Origin of the sequence: Streptomyces sp. MUM 203J (genome assembly GCF_022414595.1) — a bacterium.
Classification (GTDB): domain Bacteria; phylum Actinomycetota; class Actinomycetes; order Streptomycetales; family Streptomycetaceae; genus Streptomyces.
Genome location: NZ_JADWYO010000006.1, coordinates 24,923 through 41,140 on the forward strand (window position 1 = coordinate 24,923; position 16,218 = coordinate 41,140).

Here is a 16,218-nt window from a genome sequence, read left to right on the forward strand (position 1 = left end):
ACAGCTGCGTCTTCTTCTTGCTTCTTCTTACTTCTTCTTGCCGCGTCCGCGTCCGCTCAGCAGGAAGCCGATCCCGATGCCGGCGAGCAGGAACGAACCGATGGTCAGCCAGAAGCCGACCCCGGCGTTCTCGTCCTCCTGGGCCTTCTTCCCGGACTCCGCCTTCGCGGCGGCCCGCTGCTCCGGCGTGGACGCGGGCTTCGGCCCGGTGGCGTTCAGCGCCTGTACGAGGTCGGTGCCGCCGAAGTCCCGGGGGTCCGCACCGGAGGCGCGGGCGGCGAGCACGAGCTTCGCGTAGGCGGCGGGCCCCCCGTCCTCGGCCCAGGCCGGGCCCTGCTTCTCCAGGAAGGCGACAGCGCCGGCCGCCTTGTCGCCGTGCCCGGCGGCGCTCAGCGCGACGACGGCGTCGGCGGTGCCGCCGATGTCCGGCTGGTCGGCAGGGGCTTCGGAGCCCGCCATGGGCGGCAGCAGGAGGTGACCCCGGGTGCCGAGGGCGGAGACCAGGTGGGCGGCGCCGTTGCGGGCGGCCCGCTCGACGGCGGGCTTGTCCGCGTCCTCGCAGCTCGGCTCCTGGTAGGGCTTGACGCCCTTGCTGAGCAGGTGCTTGCCGAGGCCGCCGAGCACGGCACCGGCCGTGGCGTATTCGTTGGGCTTCAGTTCGCCCTTCTCTCCGGGCTGGGAGACGAAGGCGCCGGGGCCGTCCTTGGCGGAGCAGGGGATCGCGAAGGTGAGCAGCGCGTCGTACGGGGTCTTGCCGTCGGCCGACTTCACCTCGCCGGGCTGTTCACCGGTCGCGGCGAGGGCGCCGACGGCGAGGGCGGTGGAGTTGGCGTCGCTGGGGAAGCCGGGGTTGTAGCCCCAGCCGCCGTCCTTGTTCTGGCTGCCGCGCAGCCAGCCCTTCGCGGACTCCATGGCCTTGGCGGTCCTGTCCTCGTGGCTGTCGACACCGCGCAGGGCCTGGAGGGCGAGGGCGGTGGCGTTGCTGTCGAGGGGCAGGTCGGCGGCGCAGGGGGCGGAGGTGTCGGCGCGGTAGGAGGGGAAGGCGCCGTTGTCGCACTGCTGGGCGAGCAGCCAGCCGACGGCCTCCTCGGCGGGCTCGACACCCGCGGCCTGCTGGGCCAGGAAGGCCATCGACTGGCGGTAGACACCGTCGAACGCCGGGTCCTTCGTGCCGTACAGGGCCGGGGCGGGCTGCGCGGGCTTGGGGGAGGCGTCGGCGTGGGCGACGACGGGAGTGCCCGCGACGAGCGAGGCGCCGACGACGAGGGCCGCGGCGACGCGGCGGCGGGCGGTGTTCATGGAGGCTTTCCCTTGCGTGGGCGTGAGACGACGCGGTCACTTTACCCGCGGGTCAGTTCGAGGACGCTTCCCCCACCCGGCCGGAGGGGCCGGGTTTCGGCCGGGGGCCGCGGCGGAGCCTCCACGCGGCCGAGCCGGCGGACCCGACACGGCCGGGAAGGGCGAGGGAGGGAGCCGTCAGGAGATCAGGCGGCACGCGGTCTCCACGTCCACGCGGACCTGCGCGATCGACGCGCGGCCCGAGAGCCAGGTGATGAGCGCCGCATGCCACGTGTGCTCGATCACCCGGACCGCCGCGAGCTGCTCGGCGGACGGCTCCGCCACCCCCATCGCGTCCAGGATGATCGCCGTCGTCCGCCGCGACACCGAGTCGACCTCGCTGCTGACACTGCGGTCCGCGAAGATCATCGCCCGGACCATCGCGTCGGCCAGCTGAGGCTCCCGCTGCAACGCGTGGAACGCGCGCATCAGCGTCTCGGCCACCCGTTCCGCCGGGCTCTCCCCGGGCGGCGGGCGCTTGCGGAGCGTCGCGTGGAGCCCGTCGAGCTGGTCCTGCATGGTCGCGACCAGCAGGTGGATCTTGGACGGGAAGTAGCGGTACAGCGTGCCCAGCGCCACCTCCGCCTCCTCCGCGACCTCTCTCATCTGGACCGCGTCGAAGCCCCCGCGGGCCGCGAGCCGCGCGCTGGCCTGGAGGATCCGGCGGCGGCGCGCGGCCTGCCGCTCGGTGAGGGCGGGTGGCATCACCCGGCTGCCGTCCGCTGTCATGGGGCCCCCGTAGATCGTGCCGCACCGGCCCGTTCCCGCCGTGGCGCGAATCACCTGATCCAGCCCTTACAGCGGCGCTACCTGCCGGTAGATTCAGTGCTCCGCGAGAGATCAAGAGCGCTCGACTCTGTAACTTGTTCCAGATTAGCGCCACCGGTTACGCTCCGCCGAAACGAACGCCGAAGGGGGCCGCGAGTGACCGCTGAGGCCATGGAAACCGGCCCCCGTGCGGGCTCGGCCACCGGTGGGGGTCCCTCCCCGCTCGATCACGGCCGCGAGTCCGCGGGAGAGCGCCCTCTGCGCATCGCCCTCCTCACCTACAAGGGCAACCCGTTCTGCGGCGGCCAGGGCGTCTACGTACGGCACCTGTCCAGGGAACTGGCCCGGCTCGGCCACCACGTCGAGGTGATCGGCTCCCAGCCGTACCCGGTGCTGGACCCGGTCGACGACCGCGTGACCCTCACCGAGCTGCCCAGCCTCGACCTCTACCGGCAGCCCGACCCCTTCCGCACGCCCGGGCGCGACGAGTACCGCGACTGGGTCGACGCGCTCGAGGTCGCCACCATGTGGACCGGCGGCTTCCCCGAGCCGCTGACCTTCAGCCTCCGCGCCCGCCGCCTGCTGGCCGCCCGCCGGGGCGACTTCGACGTCGTGCACGACAACCAGACGCTCGGCTACGGGCTCCTCGGAGGCCCCAGGGCGATCGGTGCGCCGCTGGTCACCACGGTCCATCACCCCATCACCGTCGACCGGCGACTGGAACTGGAGGCCGCCGAGGACTGGAAACGCCGCGCCTCCGTGCGCCGCTGGTACGCCTTCACCCGCATGCAGAAGCGGGTCGCCCGACGCCTGCCGTCCGTGCTCACCGTCTCCGGCTCCTCCCGCCAGGAGATCGTCGACGACCTCGGCGTACGGGCCGACCGCGTCCACGTCGTCCACATCGGCGCCGACACGGACCTGTGGTCCCCCGACCGTTCCATACCCGAGGTCCCCGGCCGGATCGTCACCACCTCCAGCGCCGACGTCCCCCTCAAGGGCCTGGTCTTCCTCGTCGAGGCGCTCGCCAAGCTGCGCACCGAGGTCCCCGACGCGCACCTCGTCGTCGTCGGCCGACGGGCCGAGGACGGGCCCGTCGCGCAGGCCATCGAGCGGTACGGGCTCGACGGCGCCGTGCGGTTCGTGAAGGGCGTCAGCGACCGCGAGCTGGTCGACCTCGTGCGCGGCGCGCAGGTCGCCTGCGTCCCCTCCCTGTACGAGGGCTTCTCGCTGCCCGCCGCCGAGGCCATGGCCACCGGCACCCCGCTGGTCGCCACCACGGGCGGTGCCATCCCGGAGGTCGCGGGTCCGGACGGCGAGACCTGCCTGGCCGTACCGCCCGGCGACGCCGGCGCCCTGGCCGCCGCGCTCGGGCGGCTCCTCGGCCCCGGGGGCGACGAACTGCGCGCCCGGCTCGGCGCGGCGGGGCGCGCCCGCGTGCTGGACAGGTTCACCTGGGCCCGCGCCGCGGAGGGCACCGCCGAGCACTACCGCGCGGCCGTCGCCGCGGCGCACGCGGGTGCACGCCCCGGGGCACCCTCCCCGGCCCCCGGCGCCCGCACCCTGTCACCCCGGTAACCCCGACCCACCCCGAAAGCAGGCCGTCCCCGTGCTGACCGTCGACTTCACCCGCTTCCCGCTCGCCCCCGGCGACCGTGTGCTCGACCTGGGCTGCGGAGCCGGCCGGCACGCCTTCGAGTGCTACCGGCGCGGCGCGCAGGTCGTCGCGCTCGACCAGAACGGGGAGGAGATCCGCGAGGTCGCCAAGTGGTTCGCGGCGATGAAGGAGGCGGGCGAGGCCCCGGCGGGCGCCACCGCCACGGCGATGGAGGGTGACGCCCTCAACCTGCCGTTCCCCGACGCCTCGTTCGACGTCGTCATCATCTCCGAGGTGATGGAGCACATCCCCGACGACAAGGGTGTCCTCGCGGAGATGGTCCGCGTCCTGAAGCCCGGCGGCCGGATCGCCGTGACCGTCCCGCGCTACGGCCCCGAGAAGGTCTGCTGGACGCTGTCCGACGCGTACCACGAGGTCGAGGGCGGCCACATCCGCATCTACAGGGCGGACGAACTGCTCGGCAGGATCCGCGAGGCCGGCCTCAAGCCGTACGGCACCCACCACGCGCACGCGCTGCACTCCCCCTACTGGTGGCTGAAGTGCGCGTTCGGCGTGGACAACGACAAGGCGCTGCCCGTGCGGGCGTACCACAAGCTGCTGGTCTGGGACATCATGAAGAAGCCCCTGGCCACGCGCGTCGCGGAACGGGCACTGAACCCCGTCATGGGCAAGAGCTTCGTGGTGTACGCGACGAAGCCGCACCTCCCGGCGGACGCCACGGCGGGCGCCGCGCAGTGACCTCGCAGGAGCGCACCGAACACCTCACCCTGCCCGGCGTGCTGACCGCCGGGCAGGCCGCCGAGACCGTCGCGGCGATCCTCGCCGTACAGCGGGACAGCGGAGCCATCCCCTGGTTCCGGGGTCACCACCTGGACCCGTGGGACCACACCGAGGCCGCGATGGCCCTGGACGCGGCCGGGCACCACGAGGCCGCCGCTCGCGCCTACGACTGGCTGGCCCGCCACCAGAACGGCGACGGCTCCTGGTACGCGGCCTACCACGACGGCGAGGCCGACCGGCCGACGGACCTGACGCGCGAGACCAACTTCTGCGCGTACATAGCCGTCGGCGTCTGGCACCACTACCTGTCCACCGGCGACGACACGTTCCTGGACCGGATGTGGCCCGTCGTGTACGCGGCGGTCGAGTTCGTGCTGCGGCTCCAGCAGCCCGGCGGTCAGATCGGCTGGAAGCGGGAGGCGGACGGCACGCCCGTGACGGACGCGCTGCTGACCGGGTCGTCCTCCATCCACCAGGCCCTGCGCTGCGCGCTCGCCCTCGCGGAGACCCGCGAGGACCCGCAGCCGGACTGGGAGCTGGCGACGGGCGCCCTGGCACACGCGATCGCCCACCACGAGGACCGGTTCCTCGACAAGAGCCGCTACTCGATGGACTGGTACTACCCGGTCCTCGGCGGCGCGGTGACCGGCGCGGCGGCGAAGAAGCGCATCGAGTCCCGGTGGGACGAGTTCGTGGTGCCCGGCCTGGGGGCCCGGTGCGTGGTCCCCAACCCGTGGGTGACGGGCGGCGAGAGCTGCGAACTGGCGCTGACGCTGTGGGCGATGGGCGAGTCCGACCGGGCGGTCGACATCCTGCGGGACATCGCGCATCTGCGCGCGGAGGACGGGCTCTACTGGACCGGTTACGTCTTCGAGGGCGACCGGGCGGTGTGGCCGCAGGAGCTGACGACGTGGACGGCGGGCTCGCTGCTGCTGGCCGTCGCCGCGCTGGGCGGCCACGAGGCCACGACCGCGGTCTTCGGCGGCGACCGCCTTCCCCCGGGGCTCCGCCCGGACTGCTGCGGGTGACCGGGGCCGGGGCGGCCCTTCCCCTGACCCGCTCCTTCCCGGGACCGGGGTGCTGCCCCCGGACCCCCGCCCGGCAGAAGCCGGAGAGGCCGGCCTCAAGCCCGCCCGGCGCGTGAGGGCGAGCACCGTTCCGGCACGACGACGCGGTCCGGGCGGGGACGGGAAAGGCCCGCCCCCCACAGGGAGGCGGGCCCGCGTCGAGGCGTTCAGCCGCGCTGGATGCCCGTGGTGTCCTGGAGGACGCCCCGGCGGCCGTCCTGCGTCTGCGCCACCAGCGCCGCACCCCGCTGCTCCACCGCGAGGTACCAGTTGCCCGGCGTCAGGTCCGCGACCGGAGTGGAGGACCCGTCCTCCGCGTACAGCGGACGCTGCACCGGCACCGCGAACCAGAAGGGCTGGAAGTCCCCGGCGGGTGCCGCCGCCTGCGGCTGCGCCGCGGCCTGCGGCGCCCCGCCCTGGGACGCGTTCGGGTCCGCGGGGGCACCGGCACCACCCGGGTACCCGTACCCGCCACCGGACGTACCGTCACCCGCGCCGTACGCCGCCGTCGGCGCACCCGCGGCACCCGGGTACCCGTACCCGCCCGGCTGGGCGCCCGGCTGGGCACCGTAGGGCTGCGGCGCGGCGCCCGCACCCGGCTTCGGCGCCCCGCTGACCAGCGGCGCCTTCAGGGCGGCCACCATCGGGGAGGCCACGGCCCCCGCGGCCAGCGCGATCGTGGCGAGCAGGCCCAGGATCATGCCGGCACCGGCGGACGGCGTGTCGATGATGGTCCAGAAGGCGGTCCACAGCGAGAAGACGGAGAACGCCACTCCGAACTGGCCCAGGTCCAGGTTCACCACCTTGCGGCCCGGCATGGCCCGCGCGACGACGATGAGGACCGCGCCGATGATGCCGGCGATGTAGATGCTCATCAGACGGCCGAGGCTGTCCCAGGCGTTGAAGGTCTGGCAGTTGGCCCCGCCGCAGTCGACGCTGATCTGGCTGAGGAACGAGGCGATGAACAGCACCACCGCTGCTCCGATCACCACGCCGTCGCCTCGTGTGAGAGAGCGGATGTTCACGTGAAAAGTCCTTTGTCGGTTCGTCTCGTCGTCATGAGGGGTGGCGCGAAGTCACGGGGGCGGCCCCATCGTACGGACGAATGTATCGTCCGTCGGACCTACCCGCGCAGGTAGGTGGTGATGCCGTCCGCGATACCCCGCGCCGCCTTCCCCCGCCACCCCGGGTCCTCCAGCGACGCGGCGTCGTCCGGGTCCCGCATGTTGCCGCACTCGACGAACACCTTGGGAACGGTGGACAGGTTGAGCCCGCCGAGGTCCTTCCGCACGTCCAACCCGGTTCCGCCGCCAAGGTAGTTGGCGGGCCGGGAACCGGTCACGCGGGCGAACTCGGCGGCGATGCGCTCCCCGAGCGTACGGGACGGGCCGACGATCGGTGCGGTATCCGCGGAACCCGCCTTGACCTGGGCGGGAAGAATCACATGGAAGCCACGGTGGCCGGCCGCCGAGCCGTCGGCGTGGACGGACACCACAGCGTCGGCCCCCCGGCCGCCGCCCGCCTCGTTGCCGATCCGGGCCCGCTCGTCGATGCACGGGCCGAAGGGGCGGTCGGCGTCGTGGGTGAGGACGACGGTGGCGCCCCGCTCCTCCAGGAGGTCACGGAGCCGATGGGAGACGTCGAGCGTGAAGGCGGCCTCGGTGTAGCCGTCCCGGGCGGCCGTTCCCGTCGTATCGCACTCCTTGCGGTTGGTGCCGATATCCACCGTCTTGTTGATCTCCCGGGAGTGCTGAAAGTTCCCCGGATTGTGACCTGGGTCGATGACGACGACCTTCCCGGTGAGGGGCGGCGCCTTTTCGGGAGAGGCGGAAGGCGAGAGCGGGAGAGGAGAAACGGATGAGGCGGATGGGACCGCACCGGATGAGGCCGCGGCGGAAGGCGCCTCGGTACCGTCGGACGGCGTCCACACCAGCCAGCCGGCGAGCACGGCGCCTGCCAGCGGCACGGTGACCGCGGCGGCCACCAGAGCGGGCTTCTTCACCTGAACGTGATCGTGGTCGGACACCTGCCCGAGCCTAAGGGTTCCGGATCACAGTCCCGGGCCGGTGCGGCGCAGGACACGCAGCGAGTCCGTCGCGGAGACCTCCGTGAACGCCCCGGACTCCAGCGCCCGCCGGTAGACCCGGTACGGTGCCTGGCCGGTGAACTCGTCCGCCGGGTCCGGGAACACGTCGTGGATCACCAGCAGCCCGCCGTCCGCCACGCGTGGCGCCCAGCCCTCGTAGTCGCCGTTCGCGTGCTCGTCGGTGTGCCCGCCGTCGATGAAGACCAGCCCCACCTCGCCCGCCCACACCTTCGCCACCTGCGGCGAGCGCCCCACGACCGCGATGACGTACGGCTCCAGCCCGGCCGCGTGCAGGGTGCGCCGGAACGTCGGCAGCGTGTCCATCAGCCCGACCTGCGGGTCGACCACGGCCGGGTCGTGGTACTCCCAGCCCGGCTGCTGCTCCTCGCTGCCCCGGTGGTGGTCCACGGTCACGGCCACCGTGCCGGACGCCCGCGCCGCGTCCGCCAGCAGGATCGCGGAACGGCCGCAGTAGGTCCCGATCTCCAGCAGCGGCAGCCCGAGCCGCCCGGCCTCCACCGCCGCCGCGTACAGCGCGAGCCCCTCGCGTACGGGCATGAAGCCCTTCGCGCCCTCGAACGCGGCGAGCGTCTCCGGCGCGGGGGTGGGGGCGGTCGGCGTGGCGGCCATGGGCGGGTCCTCCGGATCGTACGCATGTGGCCTTCTCACATGCGTGTGGGAGTCATCCTGCCTCACCCCGTCCCGGCGGTCTCAGATGGCCATCGCCTCCTGGATCCAGCGCCGCACCCGGTACGGCAGCCACCACACCAGCGGCCCCACCTCGCCGACCAGCCGCTCCGCGCGGAAGTCGTCCAGGACCGCCTTCGGTACCGCGTCCGCCCGCGCGCCGTCCACGAGCAGTCCGATGGCCTCCCGGTACTCCGGCTCGGGCACGGTGAAGCGGTGCAGCGCGTCCCAGCGGCGGTCCCGGATCTGCACGAAACCGGGCCCCTGCCGCCAGAGGCACTTGCACAGGTAGTGCTGGTCCCGCCAGGTGGCCAGCGCTCCTTCGGGGTCGGGCGGCCCGGTCAGCGACATCGGCGGCTGGAGGTGGCAGAGCGTCCGCCAGGCCTCACCGTCCCCGTCACGCGGGAGCCGCAGGTCCCACTCGACATACACGGCGGCGGCCGTCAGGTCGCGCACCAGGCACAGCGCGCGCACGGCCTGCCAGGCCGCCGCCTCTTCGTGCGGACCGCGCAGGTCCACCGGGCCGGGCAGCCGCACCCGGCGCGCCCCGGCCCGCCACAGCCGGTCGGCCGCCTCGGCCGCCGGTCCCGCCGCGTCCAGCTCGCCCAGGAACATGCCGGGCAGGTCCGCGGCCTCCCGCTCGTAGTCCCGCCATGCGGTGACGGTGGCGCTCATCGCTTCCCCTTCTCGTCGGGATACGGGTACGTCAGGAGACCGGCAGAGCGGCGGGGTCCCGGCCCTCCTCCTCCGCGTGCGCCCGCCGCATGAACTCCAGCCGCAGCAGGTCCTCGTTGACCGCCGCCGGGGCGACCTGCACGTACTGGCCGCCGTCCGTGAACACCAGGCCCCACCCCAGCCACCGCTCCAGCAGCGCCCGCACGGCCGCCTCGTCCGGGCCCGTCCCCGCCAGCCGCTCCCCGGCCTTGCGGGCCAGCGCGCCCGGGCTGTGCGGCTGGTCCAGCAGCCGGAACACCGCCAGCTCGACCGGGTCGGTCAGCTCCCGCGTCCGCCAGCCGAACGCCCGGCGGCGGCTGACCAGCACGATCCGGTCGCCCAGATCGGCGTGCGTGAGGCGGCTGCCCGGATACGCCTCGCGCCAGGCCTTGAGCGCGTGGTTGAGCCGCTTCGTCGTGGCGGCGCCGATGCCCCGGTCCGGTGCCTCGAAGACGTACGCGAGGTCGTACAGCTCCCGCTCGGGCAGGTCGTAGGTGAAGCGGTAGTGCGTGTCGGGGCGCAGTTCGCCTTCCCCGTAGCCCAGTTCGGGTCGCTTGAAGTAGGGGCTGAACCGCTCGATGGCGATCCGGGCCGACAGGTCCACCGGCGGGTTGAGGTGCTCCAGCGCCGGGATCTGGGCGATGACCGGGTCGTAGTCCTCGTCGCGCTCGTCCGGGAAGCCGTGCAGGTAGTTCCAGGAGACGGACAGCCCCGTCTCGGCGCCGTCCCGCAGCATCCGGACGTTCTGGCAGCCGCTCACGCCCTTGTCCATCAGGTCGAGGACCCGGCTGTTGAGGCTCTCGATGCCCGGCTGGACGTAGATCATCCCGGCGTCGGCCAGGGCCTGGAGCTGGTCGCGGCGCATGTTGGCCTTGATCTCGATGTGCAGCCGCAGGTCGTAGCCGCTCTCCACGATCCGCGGCAGCACGGTCCGCACGTATCCCATGTCGAGGATGTTGTCGACGACGTACATGTCCAGGACCCGGTGCTCGCGGGCCAGTTCGGTGATCTCCTCGTAGAACCGGTCCGGGCTCTTGCTGCGGAACTCCATGAACGAGCCGTTCAGTCCGCAGAACGTGCAGTGGTGCTTCTCGCCCCACCAGCAGCCCCTGGCGCCCTCCACCACCAGTTTCGGCTCCACCCAGTGGCGCGCGGCGGAGGTGGCCAGGCGCTCGAAGTAGCCGCTGTAGTCGGGGGATCTGATAGCGGCGGGCGGCAGCGGGGCGGTGGCCATCGCGTTCGCGTGCGAGGTCCCGTCGGCGGCGCGCCAGCACAGGCCCGGGACGGCCCGGAGGCTGTCGGCGACCGCCCGTTCCGCCTCTTCTGTCCGGTCCAGCGCGGACAGCAGCCGCGGGAACGCGACCTCGCCCTCACCCCGTACGACGTAGTCGACGAACGGGAAGTTGCGGTGCACGGCCGCGCCCTGCTCGGCGTCGCAGTTCGCCCCGCCCATGACGGTGACGATGTGCGGGGCGAGCCGCTTGACGTACTTGGCGGCGGCCAGCGCGGCGGTGTTCTGCTGGAACGTGGAGGAGAAGCCGACCACGTCCGGGGCGCGGCCGACGATCTCCCGGGCCACCAGCTCCACGAACTCCGGTGCGGAGCGGTGCAGTTCGTGGCTCATGCGCATCCGTTCCTCGCTGAGCGTGTCCCGCATCGCCTCCGTGAACTCCGCGGTCCGCCAGCCCGGGTCGTCGTACAGCGCGGAGGAGAACACCCAGTCGCCGCAGCCGAGGAAGTAGGAGGAGAGCGAGTAGTACTCGTAGTCCTCCTTTCCGAACGCGCCGCGCTCGGTGATCCAGTCCGTGTAGGCGAGGTTCGCGTGGAACACCTCGGCCGTGATGTCCGGGCGGTGTTCGGTGGCGCAGCGCCGGAGGATGCCCAGCGCGAGTGACGGCACGTCGATGGGGGACCAGGGCATGTTGACCAGCAGCACCCGCATGGGCGGCTCCTCGGGCATCGTGGGCGGGGGGCGGACGGCAGGCGGGGCCGGGCCCGGTGCGGTACACGCGCCGGGCCCGGCGGGCGGATCAGCTCTCCTGCTCCTCCTCCGCGTTGCGGAACGGAACCGTGATGGTGATGCTGATGCCGGGCTTGCGGTTCTCCTCGTCGTCCTCAAGCGGGTTGTTGTGGATGACGTCCTTCTGCATGGGCACTGCCTCCTCTCGGTACGGTCGGTCCGGCCCCGTCCCGGCCGGGACGGGGAGCCTGTCGGGCGCCCAGGTGGGCGTGCAGGAACTCCAGGGCGCGGCGCAGCACGGCCACGTGGTCCGCGCCCCGGAAGCCGTCGTGGCCGGACTCCAGCCACAGGGATTCGTGCGGCACGCCCGCGTCGCGCAGTGCGCCGAGATAGCTCCGGACCTGCTGCGGCGGGCACTTGGCGTCCTGGCTGGCGGCCACCACCAGCACGGGCGCGGTGACCTCGGCGGCGTACCGTGCGGGCGAGCTGCGCGCGTAGAGGTCCGGGAGCTGGTCGGGAGTGCCCCCGAACAGCCGCTCGTCGAGCGCCCGCAGCGCGGGGAGACCATGGCGGTGGGCCGCGACGAGGTCCGCGATCGGCTTGACGGCGACGCCCGCCTGCCAGAGGCCCGGCCGCGTCCCGAGCGCGAGGAGCGTCAGGTAGCCGCCCCACGAGGTGCCCCACAGCCCGATGGCGTCGGCGGGGGCGAGGCCGCGGCGCAGCAGGTCGGCGCGGACGGCTGCCAGGTCGTTCACCTGGGTCAGGCCGACGCCCTCGCGGAACGCGGAACGCCAGCGGGGCCCGTAGCCGGTGGAGCCCCGGTAGTTGACGCGGGCGACACCGAGGCCGGAGGCGACGAGGGAGTGGACGATGCCGTCGTAGGCGTCCCGGTCGTGGTCGGCGGGCCCGCCGTGCACCAGGAACACCAGGGGCGCGGGGCGCGCGCCGGGGCGGCGTTCGGGGAGGCTGAGCAGCGTGTGGACGTCCCCGTCGGGGCCGGGTGTCCACAGCTCGCGGTGACGGCCGGGGACGGACTCCGGGAAGGTGCCGAGCACCGGCGGCGGCGCGGGCGCGGTCGCCGCAGTGGAGTCCGGGGCGAGCACGCGGGGGCGGGGCGGGGTGGCGCTGTCGGTCCACAGGTAGTGGACGACGCCGCCGGGGCGGGGCGCGGCGTCCGGGACGGAGCCGGGCGGGGTGGCCAGCGTCGTGACGGTGCGGCCCTCCAGGTCGACGGCCAGGAGCCGGCTGCGCCCGAACCGCTCCTGCCGCACAAGGACCCGCCGCGCGTCCGGGTACCACCGGACGCCGACCTCGGTGTCGAACCCTCCGCACCAGTCGTGCCGCCGGAGTCCGTCGAGCGGTGTCCACGAGGCCAGCCGGTAGGAGGCGCCGTCCTCGACGACCAGCAGCAGCTCGTTCGCGTTCCCCGGGTGCGGCGCGAACCCCGCCGCCCACACACGCCTCCCAGCCCCGTGGCCACGGCCCCCGGAACCGCCTCGGTCACGGCCGTCGCCGCCCGGAAGCCCGCTGCCGACGTGCTTCCCGCCGCCCTCGGCGCGTCCCCCGCGGCGGCCGTCCGGGCCCGCACGGCCGTCGCGTTCGCCGATCCCGCCGCCACGAGGGCCATGGCCGTCCCCGCCGCCCCCGAGCCGGGCCGTCACCTCGCCGCCCGACGTCATCACCGTCACCGCGTCCCGCCCGGCCGCCGGGCCGCTCACGGCCAGCAGGGCGCCGTCAGGGGAGAGGCCGGACAGACGTAACGGGCCGGGTCCCCGGAACACCGGGCGCGCCGGGCCGCCCCGGTGGCCGAGCCAGACGGTGAGGCCCTCGGGGCCGCCCACCCCCGCCGCCACCAGGCCCGATCCGTTGATGGCGAGCCCCCGGGACGTGCCCGCGGGCACGGGCGGCAGCGCGGGCAGGTCCGGGCCGCCGTGGAAGGCCTGCACCCGCCATGTGCCGCGCCCCGCCAGGTCCTCGTCGAACCACCACACCGCCCCGTCCGCGTCGACCGTGCAGTACGCGGTGCCGTGCGGCCGGTCGGTGACCTGACGGCTCACGCCGCGCACGGAGTCGTACGCGAAGACCTCGCAGCGGCCCCCGGCGTCGGCGGTGAGCACCATCCGTGTGGGGTCCGCCGGGCAGACCTCGGGCAGAACGGCCCGGTACACGCGGTATCCGGACTCCTCCGCAGGCGGCCGTACCGTCACGGCGTCCCCCTCCTCAGCAGCCGCGGCGCCACGGCAGCCGTCCGGACCGCCAGCGCGGCGAGCACGGCGGCGCAGCCCAGCGGCACCCACACCGCGCCGCCCAGCGAGGCGAGCGCACCCGCCGCGACGGGCGCGAGGGCCGCCGACAGCCCGGTCGCGGTGGTCAGCACCGTCCCGGTACGGGCCTGGAGCCGGGGCGGGATCACCCGTACGGCCCGGGCCTGCAGGACGACCGTGGCTCCCGGCAGCAGCAGCGCGATCGCCCCGAACAGCAGGCCGTACACCCAGACCCGGCCGGTGGCGGCGAGCAGTGCCGCCAGCGGCACGAGCAGACAGGTGACGGTCACCACCAGCCGGGCCCCGGGCAGGGCCCGCGCCAGCCGGGGAGCGGCCAGCGCCCCGGCGAGTCCCGCGGCCCCGGCGACGGCGAGGACCGCGCCGACGGTGACGCCCCCCGCCCCCGCGCCCCGCAGCGTGAAGATCGTCCCGAACCCGAGCGCGGAGAGCACCCCGCTCATCACGACCGACCAGAGCAGGACCAGTCGCAGCAGCGGCGTCCGCCGCGCCAACGACAGCCCCGCGCCCAGCTCGACGAGCAGCGCCCGCCCGCGCGGCGCAGTCCCGGGCGCGGCGCCCTCCGAACCCTCCGGCCGGCCCGTCGACGGCCCGTCCGCCGGGCGCTTCGGGTCCCCTGCACCACCCCGGCCGTCCGCGGGCCGCAGATCCGACCGCATCGCGGACACGCACAGCGCCGACACCGCGTACGACACCGCGTCCGCCAGGAACGGCAGCCAGCGGGAGAGCTGGAACAGCACCCCGCCCAGCACCGGCCCGGCGACGAGCGCGAGCTGCTCCCCGGCCTGGAGGCGCGAGACGGCGTGCGGGTAGCGGTCCGGGGGGACGACCGCCGCCACCGTGCCCGCCGCGGCGGCCTCCTGGCAGGCCGTCGCGGTCCGCTCGGCCAGCAGCGCGGCCAGCAGATGCCCGAGCGTCAGCCGGTCCAGTGCCGCCGCGGCGGCCACGGATCCCATGGCCCCGGCCGAGGCGAGCGCGCACAGGACCATGACCCGCTTGCGCGCGCCGCGGTCGGCCAGGACGGCCGCGAACGGTCCCACAAGGATGCCCAGGCCCATGGCCACCCCGGCCACGGTGCCGACCACGGCGGGGGATTCGCCCAGCGCCAGCAGCAGCAGCGGCAGGGCGAGCCCGGAGGTCTGGGTACCGAGGGTGTCCGTCGTGTTCGCGCACCAGAAAAGCCTGAAGTCCCCGGATCCTCTCCGGCCCGTTGCGGGCGGCGGGGGAGCCGCGGTTCTCACAGGAACGTCCGCGTGCGCGTCGTCACAAGCTGTCCCCTGGTCGGATGGTTCAGAGTTCGAGCAAGTGCATGCGTTCTATGACTCGTGAATGAGCGTATGTGAGCGAGTTGGAACGCTAACGGTCGGATTCTGTGCTCACAACCCCATGGAGTGAAGGAATCGCGAAGCGAACCGGCCCGGGCCGCGCGTGTACGGGGTACACGGCCTCTGCGACCATGACGGCTATGCCGCAACCCCACACGGACGCCCCGCCGTCGACCGACCCGAGATCCGCCCGGCGCCCCGCCCGCCCCTGGGCGGTGGTGCTCGTCGCCTGCGCCGGGACGTTCCTGGTCGTGCTGGACGTGTCCGTGGTGAACGTGGCCCTGCCGTCCGTGCGGGCCGAGTTCGCCATGTCGGCAGCGGCGCTCCAGTGGGTGGTGAACGCCTATGCGATCGCCTTCTCCGGCTTCATGCTGCTCGGTGGCAGGGCGGCCGACCTCTACGGCCAGAAGCGGATGTTCCTGCTCGGCCTCGGCCTCTTCACAGCGGCCTCCGTCGCGGGCGGACTCGCTCAGGAGGGCTGGCAGTTGCTCGCCGCGCGGGCGGCTCAGGGCCTGGGCGGGGCCGTGCTGTCCCCGGCGACGCTCACCCTGGTCGCCAGCGCCGTGCCGGAGGGCCCCGCCAGGACGAGGGCCATCGGCACCTGGGCGGCGGTCGGCGCGGGCGGCGGCGCGGCGGGCGGACTGGTCGGCGGGATCCTCACGGACTTCCTGAACTGGCGCTGGGTGCTGCTGATCAATGTCCCGGTCGGCGTGCTCGTGCTGGTCGCCGCCGCCGTATGGGTCCGTGAGGTGCGCACGGGCGGCGGCCGGCGGCTGGACCTGCCCGGCGCGGTGCTCGTCACCGGCGGTCTCGCCTCGTTCGCGTACGGCATCGTGCAGACCGAGCGGACCGGCTGGACGGACCCCCGCGCCGCCCTGCCGCTCCTCGCCGGACTGGCCCTCCTCGCGGCGTTCACCGCCGTGGAGTCCCGCACGCGCGAGCCGCTGATGCCGCTGAAGGTGTTCCGCTCACGGGCGGTCTCGGCGGCCAACGCCTCGCTTCTCGTCATCAGTTCGTCGACCTTCAGCTCGTGGTTCTTCATGACCCTGTACGCCCAGAACGTGCTCGGCTACGGCCCCCTGAGAGCGGGTCTTGCGCTCGTTCCCAGCTCGGTCAGCATCATCGTCGGCTCCAAGCTGGCACCCCATCTCATCCCGCGGCTCGGGGCGCGGCGGCTCGCGGTGTGCGGCGCCCTGCTGGCGGCGGCCGGCTTCGCGTGGCAGTCGACGATGGCCGTCAACGGCCCGTACGTCACCTCCATCCTGGTCCCGGGCGTCCTCATGATGACGGGTGTCGGGCTGGCCCTCACCCCGCTCGCCTCCCTCGCCACAGCGGGCGCCGCCCCGGGCGACGCGGGCCTGGTGTCGGGCCTGACCAACACCTCCCGCACCATGGGCGGCGCGGTCGGCCTGGCGGTGCTGGCGACGGTCGCCGCGTCCCGCACGGCGGGCGGCACCGGCGCGGAGGCGCTGACGGCGGGCTACGCCCTGGCGTTCCGCACCGGCACGTTCGTCCTGCTGGCGGCGGCGCTGATGATGCTGGTGTGGCTGCCGCGCCCGGCGGCGGACGCCCCCCGGGGCGCCTGACCCCCGGGGG

13 protein-coding genes are annotated in these 16,218 nt (G+C 74.1%); 4 read left to right on the forward strand and 9 right to left on the reverse strand.

What is annotated here, in order from left to right:
• Positions 1 to 27 precede the first annotated feature (27 nt).
• Both I3F58_RS05595 and I3F58_RS05600 read right to left on the reverse strand, forming a co-directional pair.
• Positions 28 to 1,299: a prenyltransferase/squalene oxidase repeat-containing protein gene (locus tag I3F58_RS05595; RefSeq protein WP_240107080.1), complete on the reverse strand. Its 1,272-nt coding sequence runs from the start codon at positions 1,297 to 1,299 to the stop codon at positions 28 to 30.
• Between the two features lie 177 nt (positions 1,300 to 1,476).
• Entirely contained in the window at positions 1,477 to 2,067 is a 591-nt protein-coding gene (locus I3F58_RS05600) for a TetR family transcriptional regulator (RefSeq protein WP_240107082.1), read from the reverse strand.
• Between the two features lie 195 nt (positions 2,068 to 2,262).
• Here I3F58_RS05600 and I3F58_RS05605 point away from each other — a divergent pair, with 195 nt between their 5' ends.
• The 3 genes from I3F58_RS05605 to I3F58_RS05615 are packed head-to-tail and all read left to right on the forward strand — an operon-like array spanning position 2,263 to position 5,529.
• Positions 2,263 to 3,681, forward strand: coding sequence for a glycosyltransferase family 4 protein (locus I3F58_RS05605; protein WP_240107084.1), 1,419 nt, complete (start codon positions 2,263 to 2,265; stop codon positions 3,679 to 3,681).
• Between the two features lie 31 nt (positions 3,682 to 3,712).
• Entirely contained in the window at positions 3,713 to 4,459 is a 747-nt protein-coding gene (locus tag I3F58_RS05610; protein WP_240107085.1) for a class I SAM-dependent methyltransferase, read from the forward strand.
• A complete protein-coding gene (locus I3F58_RS05615; protein WP_240107086.1) occupies positions 4,456 to 5,529 on the forward strand; it encodes a prenyltransferase in 1,074 nt (357 codons plus the stop codon). Before I3F58_RS05610 ends, I3F58_RS05615 begins: the two co-directional genes overlap by 4 nt.
• Before the next feature lie 206 nt (positions 5,530 to 5,735).
• On the opposite strand, the gene I3F58_RS05620 is transcribed toward I3F58_RS05615, so the two are convergent.
• The 7 genes from I3F58_RS05620 to I3F58_RS05650 all read right to left on the reverse strand — a co-directional run bounded on the left by I3F58_RS05620 (position 5,736) and on the right by I3F58_RS05650 (position 14,538).
• Entirely contained in the window at positions 5,736 to 6,593 is an 858-nt protein-coding gene (locus I3F58_RS05620; protein WP_240107087.1) for a hypothetical protein, read from the reverse strand.
• Between the two features lie 98 nt (positions 6,594 to 6,691).
• Positions 6,692 to 7,552: an N-acetylmuramoyl-L-alanine amidase gene (locus I3F58_RS05625; RefSeq protein ID WP_240107208.1), complete on the reverse strand. Its 861-nt coding sequence runs from the start codon at positions 7,550 to 7,552 to the stop codon at positions 6,692 to 6,694.
• A 66-nt stretch (positions 7,553 to 7,618) separates the two neighbouring features.
• Positions 7,619 to 8,284, reverse strand: coding sequence for a class I SAM-dependent methyltransferase (locus I3F58_RS05630; protein WP_240107088.1), 666 nt, complete (start codon positions 8,282 to 8,284; stop codon positions 7,619 to 7,621).
• Positions 8,285 to 8,365: 81 nt separating this feature from the next.
• Positions 8,366 to 9,016, reverse strand: coding sequence for a DUF5825 family protein (locus I3F58_RS05635; RefSeq protein WP_240107089.1), 651 nt, complete (start codon positions 9,014 to 9,016; stop codon positions 8,366 to 8,368).
• Positions 9,017 to 9,047: 31 nt separating this feature from the next.
• Positions 9,048 to 10,997 carry a RiPP maturation radical SAM C-methyltransferase gene (locus I3F58_RS05640; protein ID WP_240107090.1) on the reverse strand — a complete coding sequence of 650 codons (1,950 nt, stop codon included), beginning with the start codon at positions 10,995 to 10,997 and terminating at the stop codon, positions 9,048 to 9,050.
• 173 nt (positions 10,998 to 11,170) lie between these two features.
• Positions 11,171 to 13,222: a S9 family peptidase gene (locus I3F58_RS05645; RefSeq protein WP_240107091.1), complete on the reverse strand. Its 2,052-nt coding sequence runs from the start codon at positions 13,220 to 13,222 to the stop codon at positions 11,171 to 11,173.
• Complete coding sequence (locus tag I3F58_RS05650; RefSeq protein WP_240107092.1) at positions 13,219 to 14,538, reverse strand: MFS transporter; 1,320 nt, start codon at positions 14,536 to 14,538, stop codon at positions 13,219 to 13,221. Before I3F58_RS05650 ends, I3F58_RS05645 begins: the two co-directional genes overlap by 4 nt.
• Before the next feature lie 224 nt (positions 14,539 to 14,762).
• Here I3F58_RS05650 and I3F58_RS05655 point away from each other — a divergent pair, with 224 nt between their 5' ends.
• Positions 14,763 to 16,208 (forward strand): MFS transporter, encoded by a 1,446-nt coding sequence (locus I3F58_RS05655; RefSeq protein WP_374207910.1) that lies wholly within the window; start codon positions 14,763 to 14,765, stop codon positions 16,206 to 16,208.
• Positions 16,209 to 16,218 lie beyond the last annotated feature (10 nt).